Genomic DNA, 20,311 nt, shown 5'->3' with positions numbered 1-20,311 from the left:
ACATCAAGAGCACACGGGCCACCATGAACGGTGGACGTTATAGATCGTTCACCGTACTATCATTCCCATGCAGGAACCTACCTTTCTGATCCTCACTGCGTTGGCCGCGCAGCCGTTGCACGGCTACGGCGTCATCCGGTCGGTCGACGAGCTGTCGGCGGGCGAGGTCAAGCTGCGGCCGGGCACCCTCTACGGGGCGTTGGACCGGCTGGCCGAGCAGGGGCTGGTCACCGTCGACCGGGAGGAGGCCGTCGAGGGCCGGCTCCGCCGCTACTACCGGCTCAGCGACACCGGAGCCGCCGCGTTGCAGGCACAGGTCGAGCGACTACGCCGACACGCTGCCGCCGCCGAGGTCCAACTGGGCAAGCGGCTGGGTGGCGCGCTGAGCTTCGGCCTGGCGAGCGCCCCGACCGCAGGCGAGGTGACCGGATGACCGCCGCGTGGCCGGTCGACGACCCCGGCACCCCGAGCCCGAGCACCGCCGCGTGGCCGACCGCCGACAACCGCCTGGAGCGTGGGTACCGATGGCTGCTGCTCGCCTACCCGCGTCGGCACCGGCGGCGGCACGGCACCGAGGTGGTGACCACGCTGCTGGAAATGGCGGAGCCGGGCCAGCGCCGCCCTCGGGTCGGCGAGGCCCTGCACCTGATCGGCAGCGGTCTACGGCTGCGGTTCCGGCTGCCCGCCGGTCGGCCGTTCATGGCCCTCGCGGTGCTGCTCACCGCGTTGACAGTGGGTGGCTTCGGTGCCGCCGCCGGCTCGTGGCTCGGCGCTCAGACCTTCGCCGACCTGCCCGACGAGGCCGGCATGGCCAGACTCACCCAGCAGGCCGGCGGGGACGAGACCCTCCACTCCCTCTACTCGTCGTCGCCGTGGACCGCCGGGACGGCCAATTCGTTCAGTCGGGTCGACGGTGCCTGGGATGCCGAGCAGGTCCGACGACGCTTCGCCGCCGACGGCTGGTCGGTTTCCGGCTTCACCCCGGTCACCGGCATGTCGGGCACCCATGACGAGGCCGGCTCATTCGTCGAGGTTCCGTTGGACGGCAAGCGTTTCACAGCCGAGTCGGACGGTCTGATCGTCAACGTGATGGGCTGGAACCCCGCAGCAAGCAGCTCTTTCGCCCTCCGCAGTGACGTCTCGCTCCTCGCGATGCCGGAGCGTACCGCCGTGTTCGTGCCGCTTGTCGTCCTCGGCACGATCGCCGGGCTGCTCGCCGGCTGGCTGGTCGCGGCGGCCGTCGCGTACCGGATGGCGGCAGCGCCGCCCGGACGCCGTCACGCCGCCGCCGCGCTCTGGGGCGGGGCACTGGTGGCGCTGGCCCTGCCGGCTGTTGCTCTCTACGGCAACGTGATGCGGGTGTTCCCGGACGGCAGCGTCGAAGGCGGGCCGCCGCTGACCGTGCACAGTGCCTTCACGCCCGGCGAGTACTACCCGTTCGGGCCGCACTGGCTGGTGCTCGGGCTCACCGTCGCCGGGCTCGTGGTCGCCGTCGCCGCGATCCTCACCGCCCGTCCGGGCCAGCAACCACCACAACCCAGCGTCGTACCGGGCTGACGCGCGACAACGGGGGCAGGGGCCGCTCCGACCGGGAGCGGCCCCTGGTCATGTGCCGGGCCCGCCCCGGTCCGACACCCTTGGCGGTACGCGGACAGCCTCCTACCCTCGGACACGCGCCCAGGACACGAAGCGGTCGAACAGGCCGACCGTCGACGTCGGGTCACCGAGTTCCGCGCTGGCCTGCGCGTACAGCCCCGCGAGGTGCACAAGCAACGCGGCCCGATCCTCCCGGTACTCGCCGAGCAGCCGGAGCTTCGCCGCGCTGCACGGCCACCTGACGCCGCAGTTCCGACAACGCCACGTCGGGCGGGACGGCACGTGTTCCGGACGACGGCGACTCATCGGCGAGCCACCCCGGCCGGACGGCCTGACCAGGCACGGAACGCCGACGGATCATCTGCGGCCCGGATCAGGCCGGCCGGCATCAGGAACAGCTCGCGGCGCTCGACAGCGTTGCCCCGGGCGTCGAGCTGGTAACACTCGATCCAGGTCCACCCGTCAAACGTGGTCCGGTCGGTGCGGTGCCGGATCACCCGGACGACCATCGGGCGTACGAACTGCGGAGACGCCGCGCGGGTCAACAGGAGCAGTTCCCCCGGCACTATCGGACCGGCGCACCCACCCGGCTCGGGGCGACGGCGCCGATGGGGCCCCACTGCAACCCGCTGGCCCCCGACGGCACCACGCGGCGCAGCGTCGCCACCTCGATCGACGGCCAGCGGCTGATGCACAGTGCGCTCCGGCACGGGTCACCTCCGTCCGTTCTCCGCAGTCACCGTCAGTTGCCGACCCGGGCATCCCACAGGGCTCACCCGACACCGCATCCCGATCAGAACCAGGCGACCGCCACAGGCACCCGCCCCCGGACACCCACCGACCACCACAAGCACCACCACCCCGACCGCCACAGACCCACCGACCGCCATCGGCCTCCCCGCCCCCGCACACCGCCCGACCGCCCAAGCACCACCGCTCGACCGCCACAAGCAGCACCAATCCGACCGCCATCGGCCTCCGCGGCGACGGACCAGCGGCCCCCACCACCGCTGGGTCGCGGGCCTGAACCGTCTGTGCTCTCAGCTCGACAGGCAGCGCAGGAGCATCTATCTCCTCCCTCGCCGGCCCTCGACTGCCGCGACGTCCGAGCCCGCCCACCAACATCGAGCCCGCCCACCAACACCGTGCCCGCTCGGGCTCGGCAGCCCCGAGCCCGGCCGTCATCCCGACCCCCGACAGGAAAGACGCCCCCGACAGGAACGACGCCGGCGGCACGTGGTGGATGGGGGCCGCCGTGGTTGCTCGCCCTGACGGCGGCCCCCCGAAGTCACGACCGCCGGGTCAAGGGGGATGAACCTCCACCGGCCGCGCCATCGATACCCCAACTTCCCGCAAGTGACGGGACAACTACATGGCGTGTGTATATGGTCGGCGGATATTCGAGACGTCCGATGGGAGACGGCCATGAACGACGCGCTGCGGGTGGCGCTGCGGGACACCGGGCACACGATCGAGTCGCTCGCGGAACGCGTCGGTGTCGACCCGAAGACGGTGAGCCGGTGGCTGCTCGAAGATCGGATCCCGCATGCCCGGCACCGGCTCACCGCGGCAGACACGCTCCAGAAGAATGTCTCGGACATCTGGCCAGACATTTCGAGACGTCGCGCGCTTGTCTGGTTCCGCCCCTGGCAGGAGATCGAGCGCGAGGCGACCACGCTGCGGTCCTTCGAATCCATGGTCGTTCCGGGCCTGCTCCAGACCGAGGCGTACGCCCGCGCGGTGCTCACCGGCGGCGGCCTGATCCCCCGCAGCGAGGTGGCACGGCTTGTCGACCACCGGATGTCCCGCCAGTTGATCCTGCACCGGGAGGAGCCACCGCTGCTCACCGCGGTGCTGGACGAGGCGGTGCTGCGTCGGCCGGTCGGCGGCCCGGCCACCATGCGCGAGCAACTGCTGGCGCTCGCCGAAGCGTCCACCCAGCCGCACATCCGGGTACATGTGGTGCCGTCCACAGTGGGCGAATACGCTGGGGTGAACGGCCCGTTCGTGCTGGCGACCGCGCCCGATCACCGCATCGCCGGCTACCTCGACAACCAGTTGCAGGGGCAGGTGGTGAGCGAGCAGGCCGAGATCGCGGCGATACTTGCCGCCTGGGAGAACGTGCGCGGTGAGACACTCTCGCACTGGCAGTCGGTCGACCTGATCAGGGAGGTGGCGGAGTCATGGCAGTGAACGACATCCCGGCGCTGGCCGGCGCCCGGTGGCGCACAAGCAGCCGCAGCAGCGGCAACGGTGGCAACTGCGTCGAGGTCGCCGACAACCTGCCCGACGTGGTGGGCGTACGCGACTCGAAGGACCCGACCGGCCCGGCACTGATCTTCACCCCAGCCGCCTGGCGCGCTTTCGTCGCCACCGTCGACAAGATCTGACCGCCGTCGTACACATGTTCTATCCACAGGCTGTGGACGGCTGGTGAGTTACCAGCTCAGCGCGGTCGTCGCGGACGCCGAACTGCTGCGCGAGGAGACCCGGGAGCTGGATCATGCCGTCCTCGGCCAACTGCGGCAGGACTTCGCGTTGCTGCCGGTCACGCCACAGCTCGCGCTTGAGCTGACCGGCACCCCGCCCGACTACACGGCCGACGCACCCGGCCCGGAGCAGCCGTTCACCCTGATCCTCTCCCCCACGCTCACCGAAATCCTGGCCCGCTGGTCGCGGCGCGGTCCGGTGGCGTACGTCGAGGCGGAGTTCGCCGGCGGGGCCGGTCACCAGGCGGCGGCGGTCTGGCTGGACGGCACCCTCGCCTGGGGTCCGCGCTTCGACGCGGCGCTCGACGGTCCGCGCCTGGACTGGCCGATAAACGGGGCGCTCGTCGAGCTGGGCGTGGAGCCGGGCCGGTGGATCGACCCCTTCGCCGAGCTGGGATTACACGTCGAGCGGAGCACCGAAGGGTGGCTCGCGCATGGACGACGGGGGCTCAGCGCCGACTACTGGGACGAATTGGCCGACGAATGGGAGGCTCGGCAATAACCTCGTCGCCCCCGTCACGTTGGGGACTGGGGGATTCTGATGAAAATGCGACAATTCGGCTTCATCGCCGCACTGCTTCTGGCTGCCTCGGCATCGGGTAGCGGAGTCATGCCACCGGACACCATCGCCGTCCGCGAGCCCGTCGCGTCGGTGAGCGTCGTCGATCTCGACGGAGTGGCCGATGTGGACTTCGGCGACTCGGAGAGCGAGCTGACCCGGCGCGGCATTCTGCGTACCGACGTGGACGCCTGCGGCCCGACGCTGACCGGGCACGACGAGATCAGTCCGATCTTCATCGAGGATCGGCTGGTGCTGCTCTGGGCCGGCGACCCGGTCCGCACCCCGGAGGGCATCGCGGCCGGCTCGCCCATCGCCGAGGTCCAGGCGAGCTATCCGACGGTACGCGACCTGCACGCTCCACAGGGGACGTACCGCTTCGACGGCCTGCTCGCCCGCGACGGCGACCGCGCGTACCTGTTCCTGCACGACGGCCAGACGGTGCGAAAGATCATCGCCGGGTACGCCGACTGGGCACACCGCCTCTTCGTCGAGGGCCACGCTCCCTGTTGAGCCGTGTCACCACTTGACCGGCAGCTCCACCGGGCCCAGGATGGCGTGCCCCTGCTTCCACCGCACCTCGTTCGGCGCCACGGCCAGCCGCAACGCCGGTAGTTCCCGCAGCAGCAGCGCCAACGCGACCCGGACCTCCAACGCGCCCAGGTGCGCGCCGACGCAGTAGTGCGGGCCGTACCCGAAGGAGAGGTGGGGGTTCGGGTCCCGGCCGAAGTCCATCCGCTCCGGGTCCGCGAAGACCCGAGGATCCCGATTCGCGGCGTCGTGCGACGGGATCACGATGTCACCCTCGGCCAGCCGCGCACCGCTGGGCAGCGTCACATCGGCCATCACCCGCCGGGGCATCTCGTCGCCGTTGGAGGTCGAGTGCAGCCGCTCCAACTCGGTGACCGCCCCGTCCACCTGCTCCGGATGCTCCAGCAGGTAGTCCCACGCGTGGTCATGCCCGGCGTACGGGCGGGTGCGCAGCAGGTACACGAATGTCGAGATGGAGCTGGCCGTGGTCTCCCACCCGCCGACGAGCAGCGACAGGGGAAGTTTGACCTGAACGTCCACCGGCTGCTCCGCCGCCGCCGTGGCGATCCGGGTCATCAGGTCGTCGCGTGGACAGCCCCGCCGCCCGTCCAACTGCTGCCACAGGTAGCCGCCCATCTCCTCGGCGGACCGGGCGGCCTCGGCTCGGGTGAGGTCGGCGGTACCCATGAACATGTCGCCCCAGCTGCGGAACTGCGCCCGGTCCGGCTCCGGCAGGCCGAGCAGGTCCGAGATCACGTTAAGCGCGAACGGTACGGCGAAGTCGCCGACCAGATCCGCCGAACCGCCCTGGGCGGCCAGTGCGGCGAGCTGCGCCTCGGCAGCCGCACGCACCGTGTCGCGCAGTCCGGACACGGCAGGCTTGGTGAAGCTGTCCTTCACCGTTCCCCGGACGGCGGCGTGCTCCGCCCCGTCCATGCCGAGCATCGTCCCGGACACATCGACCTGGTCAGCGTGGGCGGCAGCGGCCCGGGAGAACAGCTCCTGCCGCCGGAGCACCTCCCGGACGTCGTCGTAGCGGCAGATCAGCAACGCCGGCAGCCACTCCCCGCCAACCTGCCGGACCACCGGCAGGACACCGGATTCCGAAGCGGCGAGCTGCGCGTAGAAGGGGTGTTTGTCCGGGCCGCGCGTCCGGTCGATGCCATCGGCGTCGACGTTCAACGGGTGCCGTACGGGACCGTCCTCGACCGAGAGCATGCGATTACCATGGCACGACTTCCCAGCGAAGGCAATCGATCACTTTGAGTAACCCATGCTCGGATATCCCACCTTAGGGTCAGAGGCCACCGCTCTGGGAGGTGGCGAGCCGGCGCCCGTACCACTTGGGCCAGACGAAGTCGGTACGCATGCTCAGGCCGCTCCACGAGGTGGACTGCGGGACGAGGCCACCAGAGCCGCCGTGGAACAGGGCCACCGATCCGGACCCGAACCCGGCCGAGTCACCGGAGACCTCCTCGCCGGGCGACGTCACCACCGCGTCCAGCGGGCCGGTGCCGTTGAGGTTGAGGATCGCCACCGCGCCACCGAAGCGGTCGTTGCGCTCGGCACCGCCTGGCACGACCGCGTGGTCCTGGTCGAAGCCCTGCGAACCGGTGCCGGTCAGCCCCGAGGCAGAACCCTTCAACAGCGCGACGGTGCCTGCCTCGGCCTTCGTGCCGATCGCCTCACCTGGCGCACCCACAAGCACGTCCGCCCGACCGTCGCCGGTCACGTCGCCCACCGCGAGCGTCGCACCGAACTGGTCACCGGCCTCCGGCGACCCCGGAACCCCGGCCGTACGCTGCGAGAAGACCTTCACCGAGCCGCCGGACAGCCCCGTCGAGTTACCGGGGAAGACCGCGACCATGCCCTCGTTGCCCTTGGGGCTCTGCGCGTACGGCGCACCGGCGATCACCTCGCCCGACCCGTCGCCGTTGACGTCGCCGATCGCGAGCGCCATGCCCAGGTCCCACACGTAGCTGTCACTGCGGCCGGTCGCCGCGCGTAGCGCCGCCCCGGTGACCGAGGTGGCCCCGCTGAGCTTCACCCCGCTCGCCGAACCCCACATCAGCGTGAGCATGCCACTGCCCGTCGGCGAACTGCTCTTGTTCTCCTGCGGCGCTCCGATGACCAGATCGGCGTACTTGTTGCTGTTGACCTTCCCGATCGCGAGGGTCCACCCGAAATGGTCAACGCGCTCGGCCGCGCCGGGCACCGCCGCCTGGTCCTGGTGCAGTTGCTGCGCACCGGTCCCGCTCAGGCCCCCGACACCGCCGTACAGCACGGTGACCGCGCCGGCCTCCTTGATGCTGCCGATCGCCTCGCCGTACGCCCCGATCGCCAGGTCGTCCCGGCCGTCGCCGTTGAGGTCACCGGCGGCCAGCGCCGAGCCGAACCAGTCTTCCTTCTCCGAGCCACCCGGTACGCCTGGCGAACTCTGGCTGAAGTGCTTAGCCGACCCGATGGCCAGGCCGGTGCTGCTGCCCGGGACCACCCACACTCCGCCAGCGTGCACCTTCGCGGTGGGGTCGTACTCGGCCAGGTCACCCATCGCCAGGTCGTCGAAGCCGTCCCCGTTGAAGTCCCCGGCGGCGAGAACCTCGCCGAAGCGCACCTCGCCGCCGCCCGCCGAGATCAGGCTCGCGTAGTAGTCGACGTGCGGTGCCGACGAGTAACGCACCACGACCAGGCCGGCCGGCGACTGTGGCAGGCTGTGCTCGAACGGGTCGGCGGAGGCCGCGATGTCGTCGACGCCGTCACCGTCGAAGTCGGACCGGGTGGCCCCGGTCCCCTTGACCGGGGTGACCGCCTTCGCCACCCGATGAACCTGAAGGGTGATGCCCTCCCGGGTGACGGACCGGACCTCGTCCGCCGCCCCGGCGGGCGCACCCACCGCCAGGCCGACCAGCACCGTCAGAACACTGAGCCCGGCAAGCTTCCGCCGCATCGAAATCCTCGCATCCCCGTAGTCGCTCCCACATCCTAGGGATACGTAGATCAATAACCATGCCCGGTCGGCAACTGCGACCAGGGCTGAGACCACGACAGGGAAACGCCCGGTGACTCGCGGAGAGTCACCGGGCGTTCCACCTGCTAGCGAGCGGTGGCGGCGGGATTTGAACCCGCGGAGGGCGTAAACCCTCACACGCTTTCGAGGCGTGCTCCTTAGGCCACTCGGACACGCCACCGCCGACGAGGGTACAGGACCACCGGTTCCGACACCGAACCGGTCCCGGCCGGGCTGGCCTGGCAGGATCTCTGCCATGAGTACGCACATCGGCGCGAAGCCGGGCGAGATCGCCGAGCGGGTCCTGATGCCGGGTGACCCCCTGCGGGCCAAGTGGATCGCGGAGACCTACCTCGAGGGCGCGAACTGCTACTCGACGGTCCGGGGCATGTTGGGCTTCACCGGCCGCTGGAACGGCGTGGAGGTTTCCGTACAGGGCTCCGGGATGGGCATGCCCTCGGCTTCGATCTACGCCCACGAGTTGGTGAACGAGTACGGCGTGAAGTCGCTGATCCGGGTCGGCTCGTGCGGCGCGCTCAGCGAGGATCTCCAGCTGCGCGACGTGATCGCGGCGATCGGGTCGTCCACCGACTCGAACATGAACCGGATGCGCTTCGACGGGCTCATCGACTACGCCCCGGTCGCCGACTTCGGGTTGCTGCGTACCTCGGTGGAGGTGGCCGAGCGGCGCGGCATCGCCATGCGGGTCGGGCCGATCCTGGCTGCTGACGCCTTCTACACCGACCGGCCGGACCTGTACGACAGCCTGGCGGAGTACGGCGTGTTGGCGGTGGAGATGGAGTCGGCGGCGCTGTACACGATCGCGGCCCGGTTCAAGGCGCGTGCGCTGACCCTGCTGACGGTGAGCGACCATATCAAGACCGGCGAGAAGACCACCTCCCAGGAGCGGGAGCAGACCTTCAGCCAGATGGTCGAGATCGCCCTGGACACCATCACCGCCTGAGCCGAGCGAGCCGACGTCCCGCCACCCCCCGTGCGGTGGCGGGACGCGCTGTTTCGGCTCTGGTGTGACGGCCTCCACTCGGTAAATGTATACGACCGGTCGTTCTTATTTAGTAGTCTCACCGCATGAATGTCGACGGTCGGCTCGCCCGGGGCCAGCGCACCCGCACCGCCGTGCTGGACGCCGCCGTCGGCCTGGCCTCCGCCAGCGGCCTCGACGGGCTCTCCCTCGGCCATCTCGCCGAGTCGCTCGGGGTCAGCAAGTCGGGACTGTTCGCGCACTGGCGCTCCAAGGAGGAGTTGCAGCTCGCCACCATCGACCGGGCCGTCGCCCAGTGGCAGGAGCTGATCATCGCCCCGGCGCTGCGCACCCCCCGGGGCGTTCGCCGGATCCACGCCCTGCACGAGGCCCGGATCGAGTTCTACGCCGGCCGGGTGCTGCCCGGCGGCTGCTTCTTCGCCACCACGGAGTTCGAGTTCAACGCCCGGCCCGGCGCGGTCCGCGACCGCCTCGCGGAGGTCTTCGCCGTCTGGACGGCGTTCCTCGAACGGCTCGTCGCCGAAGCGGTCGAGCTGGGCGAGTTGCCCACCGCCACGGATGTCGCGCTGCTGGCGTACGAGATCGACGCGTACGGCATCGCCGCCGCCATGCGTTCCCGCCTGCTCGACCCGGAGATCACCTACCGGCACGCCCGCCTCGGCGTGCTGAACCTCCTACGGGCGCTCTGCCCGGATCCCGCCCTGCTACCGGAAGGCCCCTCATGAGTCACGCAGTCGCCGAACAGCCGGCCGTCGAGTACGGCCACGTCGAGCAGGCCATGGTCCACTTCGACGACCTCGACGCCCTCGGCATCCTGCACAACGCCCGGTACGCACTGCTGCTGGAGCGGGCCCTCACCGCGTACTGGTCCGACCGTGGGGTCGCCTACCAGGCCGGACGGGCCAGCACACCCGACGTGTTCCACGCGGTACGCGAGTTCACCATCAGCTACCTCGCGCCGGTCACCGGCACCGGCCCGCTCGCCGTGCACTTCTGGCTGGAGCAGCTCGGCACCAGCAGCGCCCGGTACGCCTTCCGCTTCCACTCACTCGACGGCACCACGACGTACGCGCAGGGACACCGCGCGGTCGTCCGGCTCGACCCGGCGACCCTGCGGCCGGCCCCGTGGACCGACACCGCCCGGGCGGTAGCCACCACGCTGCTCCGCTCCTGACCCCTCGGCGTCAGCGGAAGAAGGCCCGCAGGACTGCGGCGTTCTCGGCCTCCAGGATGCCGCCGTACACCTCGGGTCGGTGGTTGAGCCGCCGGTCGCGCAGCACGTCCCAGAGCGAACCGGCGGCGCCGGTCTTGGGTTCCCAGGCGCCGAAGACCACTGTCGAGACCCGGGCCAGCACCAGCGCCCCGGCGCACATCGTGCAGGGTTCGAGGGTCACCACAAGGGTGCAGCCGTCCAGCCGCCAGCGGCCCAGCCGCTCGGCTGCCCGGCGCAACGCGAGCACCTCGGCGTGCGCGGTCGGGTCGCCGGTCAGCTCGCGTTCGTTGCGACCGGTCGCCAGCTCGCTGCCGTCCGGCCCGTAGAGCACCGCGCCCACCGGCACGTCGCCGGACTGGCCGGGCTCGGCGAAGGTGTCACCGGCCGCCGAGGCGACCGAGCCGGCACCACCAGCCGGCGACGCCACCTCCCCGGCCTCGACCGCCGGGCCGGTCACCGCGACTTCGAGGGCACGGCGCATCCAGAGTTCGTGCCGCTGTCGGCGGCCGGTACCTGTCGGGTCGACCAGGCCCTCGTCCGCCCCCGGCCCGTGGCGGCCCACCGAGCCGGGCGTGATCTGCCCTGGCCGGACCGCCTCCAGCGCCGGATCGGTCACGTCGAAGGGCTCAGACCTCACGCAACTCCTCGACGTCGTCGACGCAGCCCAGCACCTGGCAGATCTCGGCGGTGACGTCGGCCGGCATCATCCCCTCGTGGGCGCAGAGGCCGAGCAGCCGCTGCGCGGGGATGCCCAGGTCGGTCAGGAGGTCCGCCTCGCCGACCGGGTCCGCCTCCGGGTCGACGGCGGGTTGCTCGTTGTCGTCGCCGCCGCTGGTGGCGGCCGGACGCACCTCTTCGGTGTCGTCGAGCCCGGTCACCGACGTCTTCAGGTCACCGACCAGCAGCGAACCCAGCCGGGATTCCTCCGCGTACGCCGAGTCGGAGCCGAACACCCGCAGGTCCTCGCCCTCGTCGAGGCGCAGGATGACCAGGTAGGTGTCGTCCGCCTCGACGAACAGCAGCGACAGGTCCGCGTCCGGGGCGACGTCGCGGAGCCGCTCGGCGACCTCGTCGACGTCGGCGGCACCCCGCAGGTTCAGCTCGGCGGCGGTCCAACCGCCCTTCTCACGTACGACGGCCGCAGCGAAGTACGACACGGTTCCCCCAAGTTGCCTCGGCACAGCACTCGCCGATCCGTTACGCGTGCACGTTAGCCGGTCGGGTCGGCAGGCGACCGGTCAACGCCCCGAAGGGCCGGTCATTCCTGGGGAAAGGGTTCTCCTGACCGCTCAGCCGGCGAGGCGTCGGCGAGTGGCGATCAGCTGGCGGAGCCGGTCGGTGCGAGCACGCTGTGGCCGTTCGCGTTCGCGTACCGCGCGCGCGTCCGCCAACTGCGCCAGGAGCTGAAGGCGGCGGCGGCTGCGATCGGAGTCCAGCCGCGGAGTGGTCCAGGCCATACCGGGAGAGTGCCGAGTTACAGCCATCCAGTCAAGACGGGTTTCGGTGGCCGCCCGACGACGCACCGCAGTCACCGCCGGCGAGGTTCACCAGAGCGGCCAGTCACCGCTGCTCACCCAGCGGGTGGCGACCGCGGCGGCGGCGATGCTCCACCCTCCGGCGGTGACGATCGCGATGCCGGCGGCCACCCCTCGGTCGCCGTACCGGACAAGCGCCAAGGCCGCGAGCCAGGCCAGCGCGCCGGCCAGCAGCGTCCACCAGACGTACCCGACGAGACTCCCGCCGAGCAGGCCGAAGAGGACCAGCCAGAAGAGGGTGCCGACCGCTCCCGCCGCGACCCCGGCACCGCCGACCGGATGCGGCTCACGGTAGGTGGGGCGCGGTGGCCGCCCGGAGGGAAAGAGGCCGGACGGGTTGTACGGCAACACCGGTACCACTCCTCCACACGCACGGACGCTGTGCCCATCACCGTATCGAGTCTGTCAGGATGGCCGGATGGTTCCGCTGACGATCGGACGCCGGCGCGGGTACGCCGTGTTGCTGCTCGTGCCGCTGCTCGCGGCGAGCGGCTGCGGTGCGCCTGACACGCCGACGGGCGCCGGCCCGACGGCCGCGACCAGCCCGACCGCTGCGACCAGCCCGACGGCCGAGACCAGCCCGACTGCGGCGACCACCGGCGGACCCACCGCGACGCCCGACATCGCCGATCAGCCGGCCGCGACGGAGGCACCGACTCCGCGCAAGGGCCTGCCACATGTCTTTCCGGTACGCGCCAGGAAGGCGTCGTACCACCCGACCCACTCGACGTATCCGGGGACGGACATCTTCGCCGACTGCGGTGAGCCGGTCGTCGCGGTCACCGACGGCACGGTCGGCGAGGTCAGCCGCCGTGACCGGTACAGGAAGAGTGGTCCGCAGGGGCCCTACAACGGCGGCCTTTCCGTGTCGGTCCTCGGTGACGACGGGGTGCGCTACTACGGCTCGCACCTGACCGAGATCGCCGAGGACATCGACGCGGGGGTGCGGGTACGCGCCGGTCAGCGGCTCGGCACCGTGGGCCGGACGGGCAACGCCAACAACGTCTGCCATCTTCATTTCGGCATCTCTCCGCCGTGCCTGGGCGAGGACGGCTGGTGGATCCGCCGGGGCGTGGTCTGGCCCGCGCCGTATCTCGACTCGTGGCGCAAGGGCGGCAACCGGGAGCCGGCGGCCGAGGTCGCCGCGTGGCATCGCAAGCACGGCTGCCCGACGAAGCCGCCCGCGCGCTGATACCGCGTCATCCGCGTTTCATCAGTCCGAAACATTGACGCAGGTCTCGACGGTGAACTACCGTCCGGCATAGCCAGAGAGCGCTCTCTCAGGTAACTAAATTCACATTACCGACGAAGCGTGCGCCGACCGGCGCGGCCGGGCCGGCACGCGTTGGAGGAAAGATGAGACCTCCCGCCCCACGCCGCCCCCACCATCGGGTCCTCGCCGCCACCGCCGCCGCGACCCTCGTCCTCGGCGGGCTGGCCGTCATCGCCAGTTCCGCCGCGCAGGCCGCGCCGGTCGGTGCCGGCAGCTACACCACCACACCCGTCGGCCCGCTCCCCGGCGGCTGCGGAAACCTGACCACAAACCCCCGGCAGTTCGCCACGAACGCCGCCCCGCCGGGACCGGTACCCACGAACGACTGGTGGTCGTCGCTGCTGTGGAAGCGCCTGAACTGCGCCTTCAGCGAGCCGTTGCACGCGCATCCGGTGTCCTACCAACCCGTCACCGACGGGCTGGGCTTCTCCGCCACCTCGACCCCCACGATCACCGGCACCGCCACCGGGGTCGGCGAGTTCAAGTACCCCTACGTCGAGGACATCCGGGTCGGCGTGGCCGGGCTGGCCGCCCCCAACGTGCTGGCGGACGACTGGACGGACTGGACGGTCACCCCGTACTGGAGCGACGGGGCACGGACGATGCGCGCCACGATCGGCCACGGGCTGCCGCTGGCGTACTTCCGCACCAGCGGCGGCGACGCGGTGATCAACGCGACAGGTGGTAGCCCCACGGTCTGGTCCAACAACGGAAGCACAATCGGCTTCACCGTCCGGGGCCACGACTACGTGGCGTACGCGCCGACCGGCGCGACCTGGACCGTCAGCGGCAGCCGGATCAGCTCCAGCCTCGCCGGGCGCGGCTACTTCAGCGTCGCGCTGCTGCCGGCCACCGGCGGCGGCACCGCCCGCACCCAGCTCGCCGGCAGCTACGGCCAGTACGCGCACGCCCACGTCACCGACACCCGGGTCAGCTACAGCTACAACGCGGCGACCAGCCGGGTGGAGACCCGCTACGCCTTCACCACCACACCCCGCGAGGGCACCGAGACTCGGACCGTGGTCAGTCTCTACCCGCACCAGTGGCGGGCGCTCTCCGGCGCCACGCCGATCACGCCGACCTACCCGTCCGCCCGGGGGCGGATGAAGGTGGTCACCGGCGTCGGCGAGTTCCGCACCTCGATGCGGTTCAACGGCGTACTGCCGGAGCTGCCGGCCGTCGCCACCGGGGCCGGCGCCGACCTGACCACGCTGCGGCAGCAGTTGGCGGCGGTGCGGAGCAACCCGATGGACCAGCGCGGCGGCGACACCTACTGGACCGGCAAGGGACTCGGCCGGGCGGCCCGCATCGCCGAGATCGCCGACCTGGTCGGGGACACCGAGACCCGTACCTCGGCGCTGAACGCCATCCGCTCCACCCTCAACGACTGGCTCACCGCCTCGTCCGGCGAGACCGAGCGCCTGTTCTACTACGACCAGCGGTGGGGCACGCTCATCGGCTACCCCGCGTCGTACGGCTCCGACCAGGAGCTCAACGACCACCACTTCCACTACGGCTACTACATCGCCGCCGCCGCGACGCTTGCCAAGTTCGACCCGAACTGGGCCCGGCAGGACCAGTACGGCGGCATGATCGACCTGCTCATCCGGGACGCCAACAACTACGACAGGTCGGACACCCGCTTCCCGTACCTGCGCGACTTCGACATCTACGCCGGGCACGACTGGGCCTCCGGGCACGGCGCGTTCGCCAGCGGCAACAACCAGGAGTCGTCGTCGGAGGGGATGAACTTCGCCAACGCCCTGATCCAGTGGGGGCAGGCCACCGGCAACACCGCGGTACGCGACGCCGGCATCTTCCTCTACACCACCCAGGCAGCGGCGATCCACGAGTACTGGTTCGACGTCACCGGGGAGAACTTCCCCGCCGAGTTCGGGCACTCCAACGTGGGCATGGTGTGGGGTGACGGCGGCGCGTACGCCACCTGGTTCAGTGCCGAGCCGGAGATGATCCAGGGCATCAACCTGCTGCCGAACACCGGCGGTCACCTGTACCTGGGCCAGCACCCGAACTACAACTCGGTCAAGTACGCCGAACTGGTCCGCAACAACGGCGGCGAGCCGACCGTGTGGCAGGACATCCACTGGCAGTTCCTCGCCCTCGGCGACGCCGACGCGGCCCTGGCCAAGCTGCGGGCCAACCCCGGCTACACCCCCGAGGAGGGCGAGAGCCGGGCGCACACCTTCCACTGGATCCGTAACCTGGCCGCCCTCGGCCGGGTCGACACCGGGATCACCGCCGACCATCCGCTGGCCGCCGTGTTCAACCGCAACGGCGCCCGGACCTACGTGGCCAGCAACATCTCCGGTTCGCCACTGACCGTACGGTTCTCCGACGGCACGCAACTGACCGTGGCGGCCGGGCGCACCACCACAGGTGGGGCGCACACCTGGAGCGGAGGCAGCGCCGGTGGGGGTACGCCCCCGAGTCCGACGCCGACGCCGACGTCCACCCCGACACCGACGCCCACGCCGACGCCCACGCCGACGCCGACGCCTACCGACCCGCCGTCCAGCTCCCCCGTGCGCTACCTGCTGTCCGGGGGCGGTCTGGGTGCCTCCGGCGCTGCCGGCACGACCACCGTGAGCAGCGCCGGTGGCGCGAACCACGACGGCACGCCGCGCAACCCGGTGGTCTTCACCGCGACCGGGCTCAACCTCAACCACAACGGCGGGCAGACCGCGTTCGACCTCTTCCTGGACGCCGGTACGGCGGTCGGCAACGGGGTGCAGGCCCGCGTCTCGTACGACCTGACGGGTAACGGCAGCTGGGAGCGGGTGGAGACGTACCGCTACTTCGCCACCGACCCGGTGTCGGGCTGGGAGCACTACACCCAGGCCGCTGGGCTGCACTCCAGCAGCGGCTCCCTCGGCAACCTGCGTGGCGGCACCGTCCGGGTGGAGGTGTGGTCGGCCATCGGCAACAACCCCACCACGCTCGGTGTCGGTGACCGCTCCCTGGTGCGGCTGCCGTACGCCTGATCCCGCACCTGATCCGCCCCGCGCCGCCGGTCGTACCCCGACCGGCGGCGCGGCCGCGTAGGTTTGCCGACATGAGCGAGCGCCAGCGAGCGAATCATCAGCGCAGCGCGTCGGTGCCTCATGGCGGCACGCAGCGCAGCGGAGTGCCGGCATGAGCGAGCGGGACCCCATTGCCGACCTGCGCCGGATCGCCTTCCTGCTGGAGCGGGCGAACGAGGCGACCTATCGGGTCCGCGCCTTCCGTTCGGCGGCCAAGGCGCTGGCCGCGCTGCCGGCCGAGGAGGTGGCCGAACGGGCCCGCACCGGCAAGCTCACCGAGCTGGCCGGGGTCGGTGACGTCACCGCCCGCTGCGTGGCCGAGTCGGTGGCCGGTGAGGAACCGGTCTACCTGCGCCGGCTTGTCGCCACCGAGGGCACCGACCTGGACGCCGAGGCCACCGCCCTGCGTACCGCCCTGCGCGGCGACTGCCACACCCACTCGGACTGGTCCGACGGCGGGTCGCCGATCGAGGAGATGGCACTGGCCGCCGTCGAACTGGGGCACGAGTACCTGGTGCTCACCGACCACTCGCCCCGGTTGAAGGTGGCCCGGGGACTGACCGCCGACCGGTTGCGTAGCCAGCTCGACCACGTGGCCCGGCTCAACGAGGCGCTGCCGGAGGGGTTCCGCGTCCTCACCGGCATCGAGGTGGACATCCTCGCCGACGGTTCACTCGATCAGGACGAGGAGTTGCTGGCCCGGCTGGACGTGGTGGTCGGGTCGGTGCACAGCGGCCTGAACGACGACCGGGCGAAGATGACCCGGCGGATGCTGGCCGCCGTCGCCAACCCGCACCTGGACATCCTGGGTCACTGCACGGGTCGGATGGTCTCGTCGCGGCCGGCCGGGGTGACCGGTCCGGGCGACCGGGGGCACCGCGCCCGGACCCGGGCCGAGAGCGACTTCGACGCCGACGCCGTCTTCGCCGCCTGCGTGGCACACGACGTCGCCGTGGAGATCAATTCGCGCCCGGAGCGGCAGGACCCGCCGAAGCGCCTGATCCGGCGGGCGCTGGAGGCCGGTTGCCGGTTCGCCATCAACACCGACGCGCACGCCCCGGGCCAGTTGGACTGGCAGCGCTTCGGCTGCGAGCGGGCGGCCCTGTGCGGAGTCCCCGCCGACCGGGTGGTCAACACGTGGACGGCTGACGAACTGGTCGCCTGGACACGCGGCTGACCGCCCGACCCGCCCACGTCCGGTCAGCGGGTGGCGGGCTCGACGACGGGTGCCGTCGGCGTACCCACGCCCGCTGCCACCCGGCGACGCCGGCCGAGCAGGCCCTGCGACACGGCGACACCAAGCAGCACGATCAGCGCGCCGACGGGCTGGTGCCAGGTCATTCGCTCGCCGAGCACGACCGCGCCGATCAGCACCGCGAACACCGGAATCAGGTACGTCACGGTGGACGCGGTGGTCGCCCCCACGATCCGGATGTTCCCTAGGTGGATCACGAAGGCGAGCCCGGTGCCGAGCGCGCCCAACGCCAGCACGGCCGCGAGCACCCGCGGCGACAACGCGGTCGGCAGCGGCGGCGCACCGGCCACCACAGGTGCCACGATGGCGAGCTGGACCGCGGCGACGATCAGTTGTGCCGCCGACAGGGACAGCCCGGACAGGGTGCTGCCGGCGATGAATTTCTTCTGGTACGGGATGGCCAGGCCGTAACAGGCGGCGGCACCGAAGCACATCAGCTGGCCGACGAAGTGCGCTCCGCCGATGCCCTGCCACACGCCGAGCACCACCATCACCCCGGCGAAGCCGAGCGCCAACCCGACGGCACCACGTGCGGTCAGCCGCTCGGTGCGGAACACCAGCACCGCCAGCGGCAGCACGACAAGCGGGGTGGTCGCGTTCCAGATGCCGGCGAGCATCGACTCGACCCGCTGCTCGCCGTAGCCGAACAGGGTGAACGGCAGCGCCACCCCGAAGGCGGCGATCACCGTCAGGTGACCCCAGACCCGCGGATCGCGGGGCAACCGGTCCCGCAGCACGGCGAGGACCACGAGCAGGGTCAGCGCGCCGGAGCCGACCCGGTAGAGGGTGAGGTGCAGCGGGTGCAGCTCGGCCACCCCGACCTTGATGAAGAGAAAGCTGGAACCCCAGATCGCGGCGAGGGCGATGAAGCCGGGCAGCCAGCTCCGCAGCGCCGGCCGGTCAGGGGTGAAGTCGCCTGTCACCCCTGACACTCTGCCCCGGGGTCCGACATTGTCCTGCGGTTTTCGGCCGTCGTGTCGCGCGCCACAGAAACCACATACATTTTCAGGGCGTTGATCGACCGAGGAGGTGTAAGACCATGGCGATGCCGATCCGCTTCGACCCGGCCGACCTGCTGCCCTGACCGGTCTGGCGGCACCATCCCGGCGTTGGCCTCGCGTAGGGTGCGCAGCGTGGGAAGAATCGACGATCTCGCGAACCGCTACGTCGCCGACTGGGCCGTACTGAGCCCGACCGGTGCCACCTACGTCGGCATCGCCGGCCATGACGACAAGTTCGACGACCTGTCCCCCGACGGATACGCCGCACGCGCCGAACTGACCCGACGCACCCTTGCCGAGCTGGACACCATCGAGCCGGCGACGGAGGCCGAACGCACCGCGCGGGAGGCGATGCAGGAGCGCCTGGGCCTCGAACTGGACCGGTACGACGCCGGCGAGACGGCCAGCGAGGTAAGCGTCATCACCAGCGGGCTGCACGAGATCCGGATGGTCTTCGATCTGATGCCCACCGAAGGGGAGCCGGCCCGGGCCAACCTGGCCGCCCGGCTGAACCTCTTCGCGAGCGCGCTGGAGGACTACAAGACCACGCTGCGGGAGGCGGCAGCCGCCGGACGGATCAGCTCGCGCGCCCAGCTGATCGAGGTGGCCAAGCAGTGCGACACCTGGGTCGATCCGGACGGTGACAACGTCTTCCACGGGCTGGTCGAGCGGCTGGGCGAGGATGGCTCCCTCGGCTCCGAGCTGCGTCGCGGTGCGGCGTCGGCCACCGCGGCGACCGCCGAGTTCGGGCAGTTCCTGCGTACCGAACTCGCCCCGCACGGGCGGGAGAAGCAGGCCGCCGGACGGGAGCGCTACGAGCTGGCCTCCCAGTACTTCCTCGGGGCCCGGATCGACCTCGACGAGACGTACGCCTGGGGCTTCACGGAGCTGGCCCGGCTGGAGGCCGACATGCGGACGGTGGCCGCCCAGATCGCCGGTCCGAGCGCCACCATCGACGAGGCCGTGACGGCGTTGGACGCCGACCCGGCCCGCACCATCCGGGGCCGGGACGCGTTCCGCGACTGGATGCAGGAGCTGGCCGATCAGGCGATAAGCGACCTGAACGGCACCCACTTCGACATCCCCGAGCAGGTCCGCCGCATCGAGTGCATGATCGCGCCGACAAGTGACGGCTCCATCTACTACACCGGCCCGAGCGAGGACTTCGCCCGACCGGGTCGGATGTGGTGGGCGGTGCCGCAGGGCCTCACCGACTTCTCCACCTGGCGGGAGGTGACCACCGTCTACCACGAGGGGGTCCCCGGACATCACCTCCAGATCGGCCAGACGGCCGTCCGGGCCGAGTTGCTCAACCGCTGGCAGCGGCTGCTCTGCTGGGTGTCCGGGCACGGCGAGGGCTGGGCGTTGTACGCCGAGCGGCTGATGGAGGAACTGGGTTATCTGGACGACCCGGGCAACCGACTCGGGATGCTCGACGGCCAGGCGCTGCGGGCGGCCCGCGTGATCGTGGACATCGGCATGCACCTGGAGCTGGAGATTCCCAAGGACAACCCGTTCGACTTCCACCCGGGTGAGCGGTGGACCCCGGAACTGGGCTGGGAGTTCCTGCGGGCGCACTGCCGGGTACCGGACGAGATGCTGCGCTTCGAACTCAACCGCTACCTGGGCTGGCCGGGGCAGGCGCCGTCGTACAAGGTGGGTGAGCGGATCTGGCTGCAGGCGCGGGAGGACGCGAAGGCCCGCAAGGGCGCCGACTTCGACCTGCGGGAGTTCCACCGCCAGGCCCTCGACCTCGGTGCGCTCGGTCTCGACCCGCTCCGCCGGGCGCTGGCCCGACTCTGACACCT

At 71.0% G+C, this 20,311-nt stretch carries 22 protein-coding genes and 1 tRNA gene; 13 read left to right on the top strand and 10 right to left on the bottom strand.

All coding sequences use genetic code 11. From position 1 onward, the window contains the following. Positions 1 to 67: 67 nt before the first annotated feature. Both CLT74_RS23465 and CLT74_RS23460 read left to right on the top strand, forming a co-directional pair. Complete coding sequence (locus CLT74_RS23465) at positions 68 to 433, top strand: PadR family transcriptional regulator (RefSeq protein WP_099848891.1); 366 nt, start codon at positions 68 to 70, stop codon at positions 431 to 433. Further along, on the top strand, positions 430 to 1,557 hold the full coding sequence (locus CLT74_RS23460; RefSeq protein ID WP_099848889.1) for a hypothetical protein: 1,128 nt from the start codon (positions 430 to 432) through the stop codon (positions 1,555 to 1,557). The genes CLT74_RS23465 and CLT74_RS23460 overlap by 4 nt, the downstream gene beginning before the upstream one ends. 102 nt (positions 1,558 to 1,659) lie before the next feature. Here CLT74_RS23460 and CLT74_RS23455 read toward each other — a convergent pair whose 3' ends face one another. Next, positions 1,660 to 1,902 carry a flavin reductase gene (locus CLT74_RS23455; protein ID WP_099848886.1) on the bottom strand — a complete coding sequence of 81 codons (243 nt, stop codon included), beginning with the start codon at positions 1,900 to 1,902 and terminating at the stop codon, positions 1,660 to 1,662. Continuing rightward, entirely contained in the window at positions 1,899 to 2,162 is a 264-nt protein-coding gene (locus tag CLT74_RS23450; RefSeq protein ID WP_486582548.1) for a hypothetical protein, read from the bottom strand. Before CLT74_RS23450 ends, CLT74_RS23455 begins: the two co-directional genes overlap by 4 nt. A gap of 859 nt (positions 2,163 to 3,021) precedes the next feature. Here CLT74_RS23450 and CLT74_RS23445 point away from each other — a divergent pair. The 4 genes from CLT74_RS23445 to CLT74_RS23430 are packed head-to-tail and all read left to right on the top strand — an operon-like array spanning position 3,022 to position 5,157. Next, positions 3,022 to 3,789: a Scr1 family TA system antitoxin-like transcriptional regulator gene (locus CLT74_RS23445; RefSeq protein WP_099848884.1), complete on the top strand. Its 768-nt coding sequence runs from the start codon at positions 3,022 to 3,024 to the stop codon at positions 3,787 to 3,789. Then, complete coding sequence (locus CLT74_RS23440; RefSeq protein WP_099848882.1) at positions 3,780 to 3,986, top strand: DUF397 domain-containing protein; 207 nt, start codon at positions 3,780 to 3,782, stop codon at positions 3,984 to 3,986. The genes CLT74_RS23445 and CLT74_RS23440 overlap by 10 nt, the downstream gene beginning before the upstream one ends. A 43-nt stretch (positions 3,987 to 4,029) precedes the next feature. Continuing rightward, positions 4,030 to 4,587 (top strand): hypothetical protein, encoded by a 558-nt coding sequence (locus CLT74_RS23435; RefSeq protein WP_099848880.1) that lies wholly within the window; start codon positions 4,030 to 4,032, stop codon positions 4,585 to 4,587. Between the two features lie 39 nt (positions 4,588 to 4,626). After that, positions 4,627 to 5,157, top strand: a complete 531-nt coding sequence (locus tag CLT74_RS23430) for a hypothetical protein (RefSeq protein ID WP_099848878.1) — start codon at positions 4,627 to 4,629, stop codon at positions 5,155 to 5,157. A gap of 6 nt (positions 5,158 to 5,163) precedes the next feature. On the opposite strand, the gene CLT74_RS23425 is transcribed toward CLT74_RS23430, so the two are convergent. The 3 genes from CLT74_RS23425 to CLT74_RS23415 form a co-directional block, all read right to left on the bottom strand. Further along, positions 5,164 to 6,393: a cytochrome P450 gene (locus tag CLT74_RS23425; protein WP_099848876.1), complete on the bottom strand. Its 1,230-nt coding sequence runs from the start codon at positions 6,391 to 6,393 to the stop codon at positions 5,164 to 5,166. 79 nt (positions 6,394 to 6,472) lie between these two features. Beyond that, a complete protein-coding gene (locus tag CLT74_RS23420) occupies positions 6,473 to 8,122 on the bottom strand; it encodes an FG-GAP-like repeat-containing protein (protein WP_099848874.1) in 1,650 nt (549 codons plus the stop codon). A gap of 154 nt (positions 8,123 to 8,276) precedes the next feature. Continuing rightward, positions 8,277 to 8,363: transfer RNA gene (locus CLT74_RS23415), tRNA-Ser, on the bottom strand. Positions 8,364 to 8,438: 75 nt separating this feature from the next. Between CLT74_RS23415 and deoD the strand changes: the two genes are divergently transcribed. The 3 genes from deoD to CLT74_RS23400 all read left to right on the top strand — a co-directional run bounded on the left by deoD (position 8,439) and on the right by CLT74_RS23400 (position 10,359). Beyond that, entirely contained in the window at positions 8,439 to 9,146 is a 708-nt protein-coding gene (gene deoD / locus CLT74_RS23410) for a purine-nucleoside phosphorylase (protein ID WP_099848872.1), read from the top strand. A 125-nt stretch (positions 9,147 to 9,271) separates the two neighbouring features. Further along, complete coding sequence (locus CLT74_RS23405; protein ID WP_099848870.1) at positions 9,272 to 9,910, top strand: TetR/AcrR family transcriptional regulator; 639 nt, start codon at positions 9,272 to 9,274, stop codon at positions 9,908 to 9,910. Next, positions 9,907 to 10,359, top strand: coding sequence for a hotdog domain-containing protein (locus CLT74_RS23400; RefSeq protein WP_099848868.1), 453 nt, complete (start codon positions 9,907 to 9,909; stop codon positions 10,357 to 10,359). Before CLT74_RS23405 ends, CLT74_RS23400 begins: the two co-directional genes overlap by 4 nt. 10 nt (positions 10,360 to 10,369) lie before the next feature. Here CLT74_RS23400 and CLT74_RS23395 read toward each other — a convergent pair whose 3' ends face one another. From CLT74_RS23395 to CLT74_RS23385, 4 genes are all read right to left on the bottom strand, one after another. Then, positions 10,370 to 10,879, bottom strand: a complete 510-nt coding sequence (locus CLT74_RS23395) for a nucleoside deaminase (protein WP_486582756.1) — start codon at positions 10,877 to 10,879, stop codon at positions 10,370 to 10,372. 145 nt (positions 10,880 to 11,024) lie between these two features. Then, on the bottom strand, positions 11,025 to 11,555 hold the full coding sequence (locus tag CLT74_RS23390; RefSeq protein WP_099848864.1) for a tRNA adenosine deaminase-associated protein: 531 nt from the start codon (positions 11,553 to 11,555) through the stop codon (positions 11,025 to 11,027). A 132-nt stretch (positions 11,556 to 11,687) separates the two neighbouring features. Then, positions 11,688 to 11,855: a hypothetical protein gene (locus tag CLT74_RS30900; RefSeq protein WP_199172244.1), complete on the bottom strand. Its 168-nt coding sequence runs from the start codon at positions 11,853 to 11,855 to the stop codon at positions 11,688 to 11,690. 87 nt (positions 11,856 to 11,942) lie between these two features. After that, entirely contained in the window at positions 11,943 to 12,284 is a 342-nt protein-coding gene (locus tag CLT74_RS23385; protein WP_099852715.1) for a hypothetical protein, read from the bottom strand. 67 nt (positions 12,285 to 12,351) lie between these two features. Between CLT74_RS23385 and CLT74_RS23380 the strand changes: the two genes are divergently transcribed. From CLT74_RS23380 to CLT74_RS23370, 3 genes are all read left to right on the top strand, one after another. Then, positions 12,352 to 13,125 (top strand): M23 family metallopeptidase, encoded by a 774-nt coding sequence (locus CLT74_RS23380; protein ID WP_099848862.1) that lies wholly within the window; start codon positions 12,352 to 12,354, stop codon positions 13,123 to 13,125. Positions 13,126 to 13,289: 164 nt separating this feature from the next. Further along, on the top strand, positions 13,290 to 16,208 hold the full coding sequence (locus tag CLT74_RS23375; RefSeq protein ID WP_099848860.1) for a glycosyl hydrolase: 2,919 nt from the start codon (positions 13,290 to 13,292) through the stop codon (positions 16,206 to 16,208). 151 nt (positions 16,209 to 16,359) lie between these two features. Beyond that, positions 16,360 to 17,424 (top strand): PHP domain-containing protein, encoded by a 1,065-nt coding sequence (locus tag CLT74_RS23370; RefSeq protein ID WP_099848858.1) that lies wholly within the window; start codon positions 16,360 to 16,362, stop codon positions 17,422 to 17,424. 23 nt (positions 17,425 to 17,447) lie between these two features. Here CLT74_RS23370 and CLT74_RS23365 read toward each other — a convergent pair whose 3' ends face one another. Further along, positions 17,448 to 18,425: a DMT family transporter gene (locus CLT74_RS23365; RefSeq protein WP_099848856.1), complete on the bottom strand. Its 978-nt coding sequence runs from the start codon at positions 18,423 to 18,425 to the stop codon at positions 17,448 to 17,450. A gap of 210 nt (positions 18,426 to 18,635) precedes the next feature. Between CLT74_RS23365 and CLT74_RS23360 the strand changes: the two genes are divergently transcribed. Continuing rightward, entirely contained in the window at positions 18,636 to 20,306 is a 1,671-nt protein-coding gene (locus CLT74_RS23360) for a DUF885 domain-containing protein (RefSeq protein WP_099848854.1), read from the top strand. The last annotated feature ends 5 nt before the right edge of the window (positions 20,307 to 20,311 follow it).

This window comes from Verrucosispora sp. CNZ293 (assembly GCF_002754655.1).
Note: the sequence above shows the minus strand (reverse complement) of the source record. Positions and strands in the feature narration are given on the sequence as shown.

Bases quoted from the DNA above. Each gene is read 5' to 3' on its own strand.
- CLT74_RS23465 (WP_099848891.1), top strand. From the start codon at position 68: ATGCAGGAACCTACCTTTCTGATCCTCACTGCGTTGGCCGCGCAGCCG.
- CLT74_RS23460 (WP_099848889.1), top strand. From the start codon at position 430: ATGACCGCCGCGTGGCCGGTCGACGACCCCGGCACCCCGAGCCCGAGC.
- CLT74_RS23455 (WP_099848886.1), bottom strand. From the start codon at position 1,902: ATGAGTCGCCGTCGTCCGGAACACGTGCCGTCCCGCCCGACGTGGCGT.
- CLT74_RS23445 (WP_099848884.1), top strand. From the start codon at position 3,022: ATGAACGACGCGCTGCGGGTGGCGCTGCGGGACACCGGGCACACGATC.
- CLT74_RS23440 (WP_099848882.1), top strand. From the start codon at position 3,780: ATGGCAGTGAACGACATCCCGGCGCTGGCCGGCGCCCGGTGGCGCACA.
- CLT74_RS23430 (WP_099848878.1), top strand. From the start codon at position 4,627: ATGAAAATGCGACAATTCGGCTTCATCGCCGCACTGCTTCTGGCTGCC.
- CLT74_RS23425 (WP_099848876.1), bottom strand. From the start codon at position 6,393: ATGCTCTCGGTCGAGGACGGTCCCGTACGGCACCCGTTGAACGTCGAC.
- CLT74_RS23420 (WP_099848874.1), bottom strand. From the start codon at position 8,122: ATGCGGCGGAAGCTTGCCGGGCTCAGTGTTCTGACGGTGCTGGTCGGC.
- deoD (WP_099848872.1), top strand. From the start codon at position 8,439: ATGAGTACGCACATCGGCGCGAAGCCGGGCGAGATCGCCGAGCGGGTC.
- CLT74_RS23405 (WP_099848870.1), top strand. From the start codon at position 9,272: ATGAATGTCGACGGTCGGCTCGCCCGGGGCCAGCGCACCCGCACCGCC.
- CLT74_RS23400 (WP_099848868.1), top strand. From the start codon at position 9,907: ATGAGTCACGCAGTCGCCGAACAGCCGGCCGTCGAGTACGGCCACGTC.
- CLT74_RS23395 (WP_486582756.1), bottom strand. From the start codon at position 10,879: ATGCGCCGTGCCCTCGAAGTCGCGGTGACCGGCCCGGCGGTCGAGGCC.
- CLT74_RS30900 (WP_199172244.1), bottom strand. From the start codon at position 11,855: ATGGCCTGGACCACTCCGCGGCTGGACTCCGATCGCAGCCGCCGCCGC.
- CLT74_RS23380 (WP_099848862.1), top strand. From the start codon at position 12,352: ATGGTTCCGCTGACGATCGGACGCCGGCGCGGGTACGCCGTGTTGCTG.
- CLT74_RS23375 (WP_099848860.1), top strand. From the start codon at position 13,290: ATGAGACCTCCCGCCCCACGCCGCCCCCACCATCGGGTCCTCGCCGCC.
- CLT74_RS23370 (WP_099848858.1), top strand. From the start codon at position 16,360: ATGAGCGAGCGGGACCCCATTGCCGACCTGCGCCGGATCGCCTTCCTG.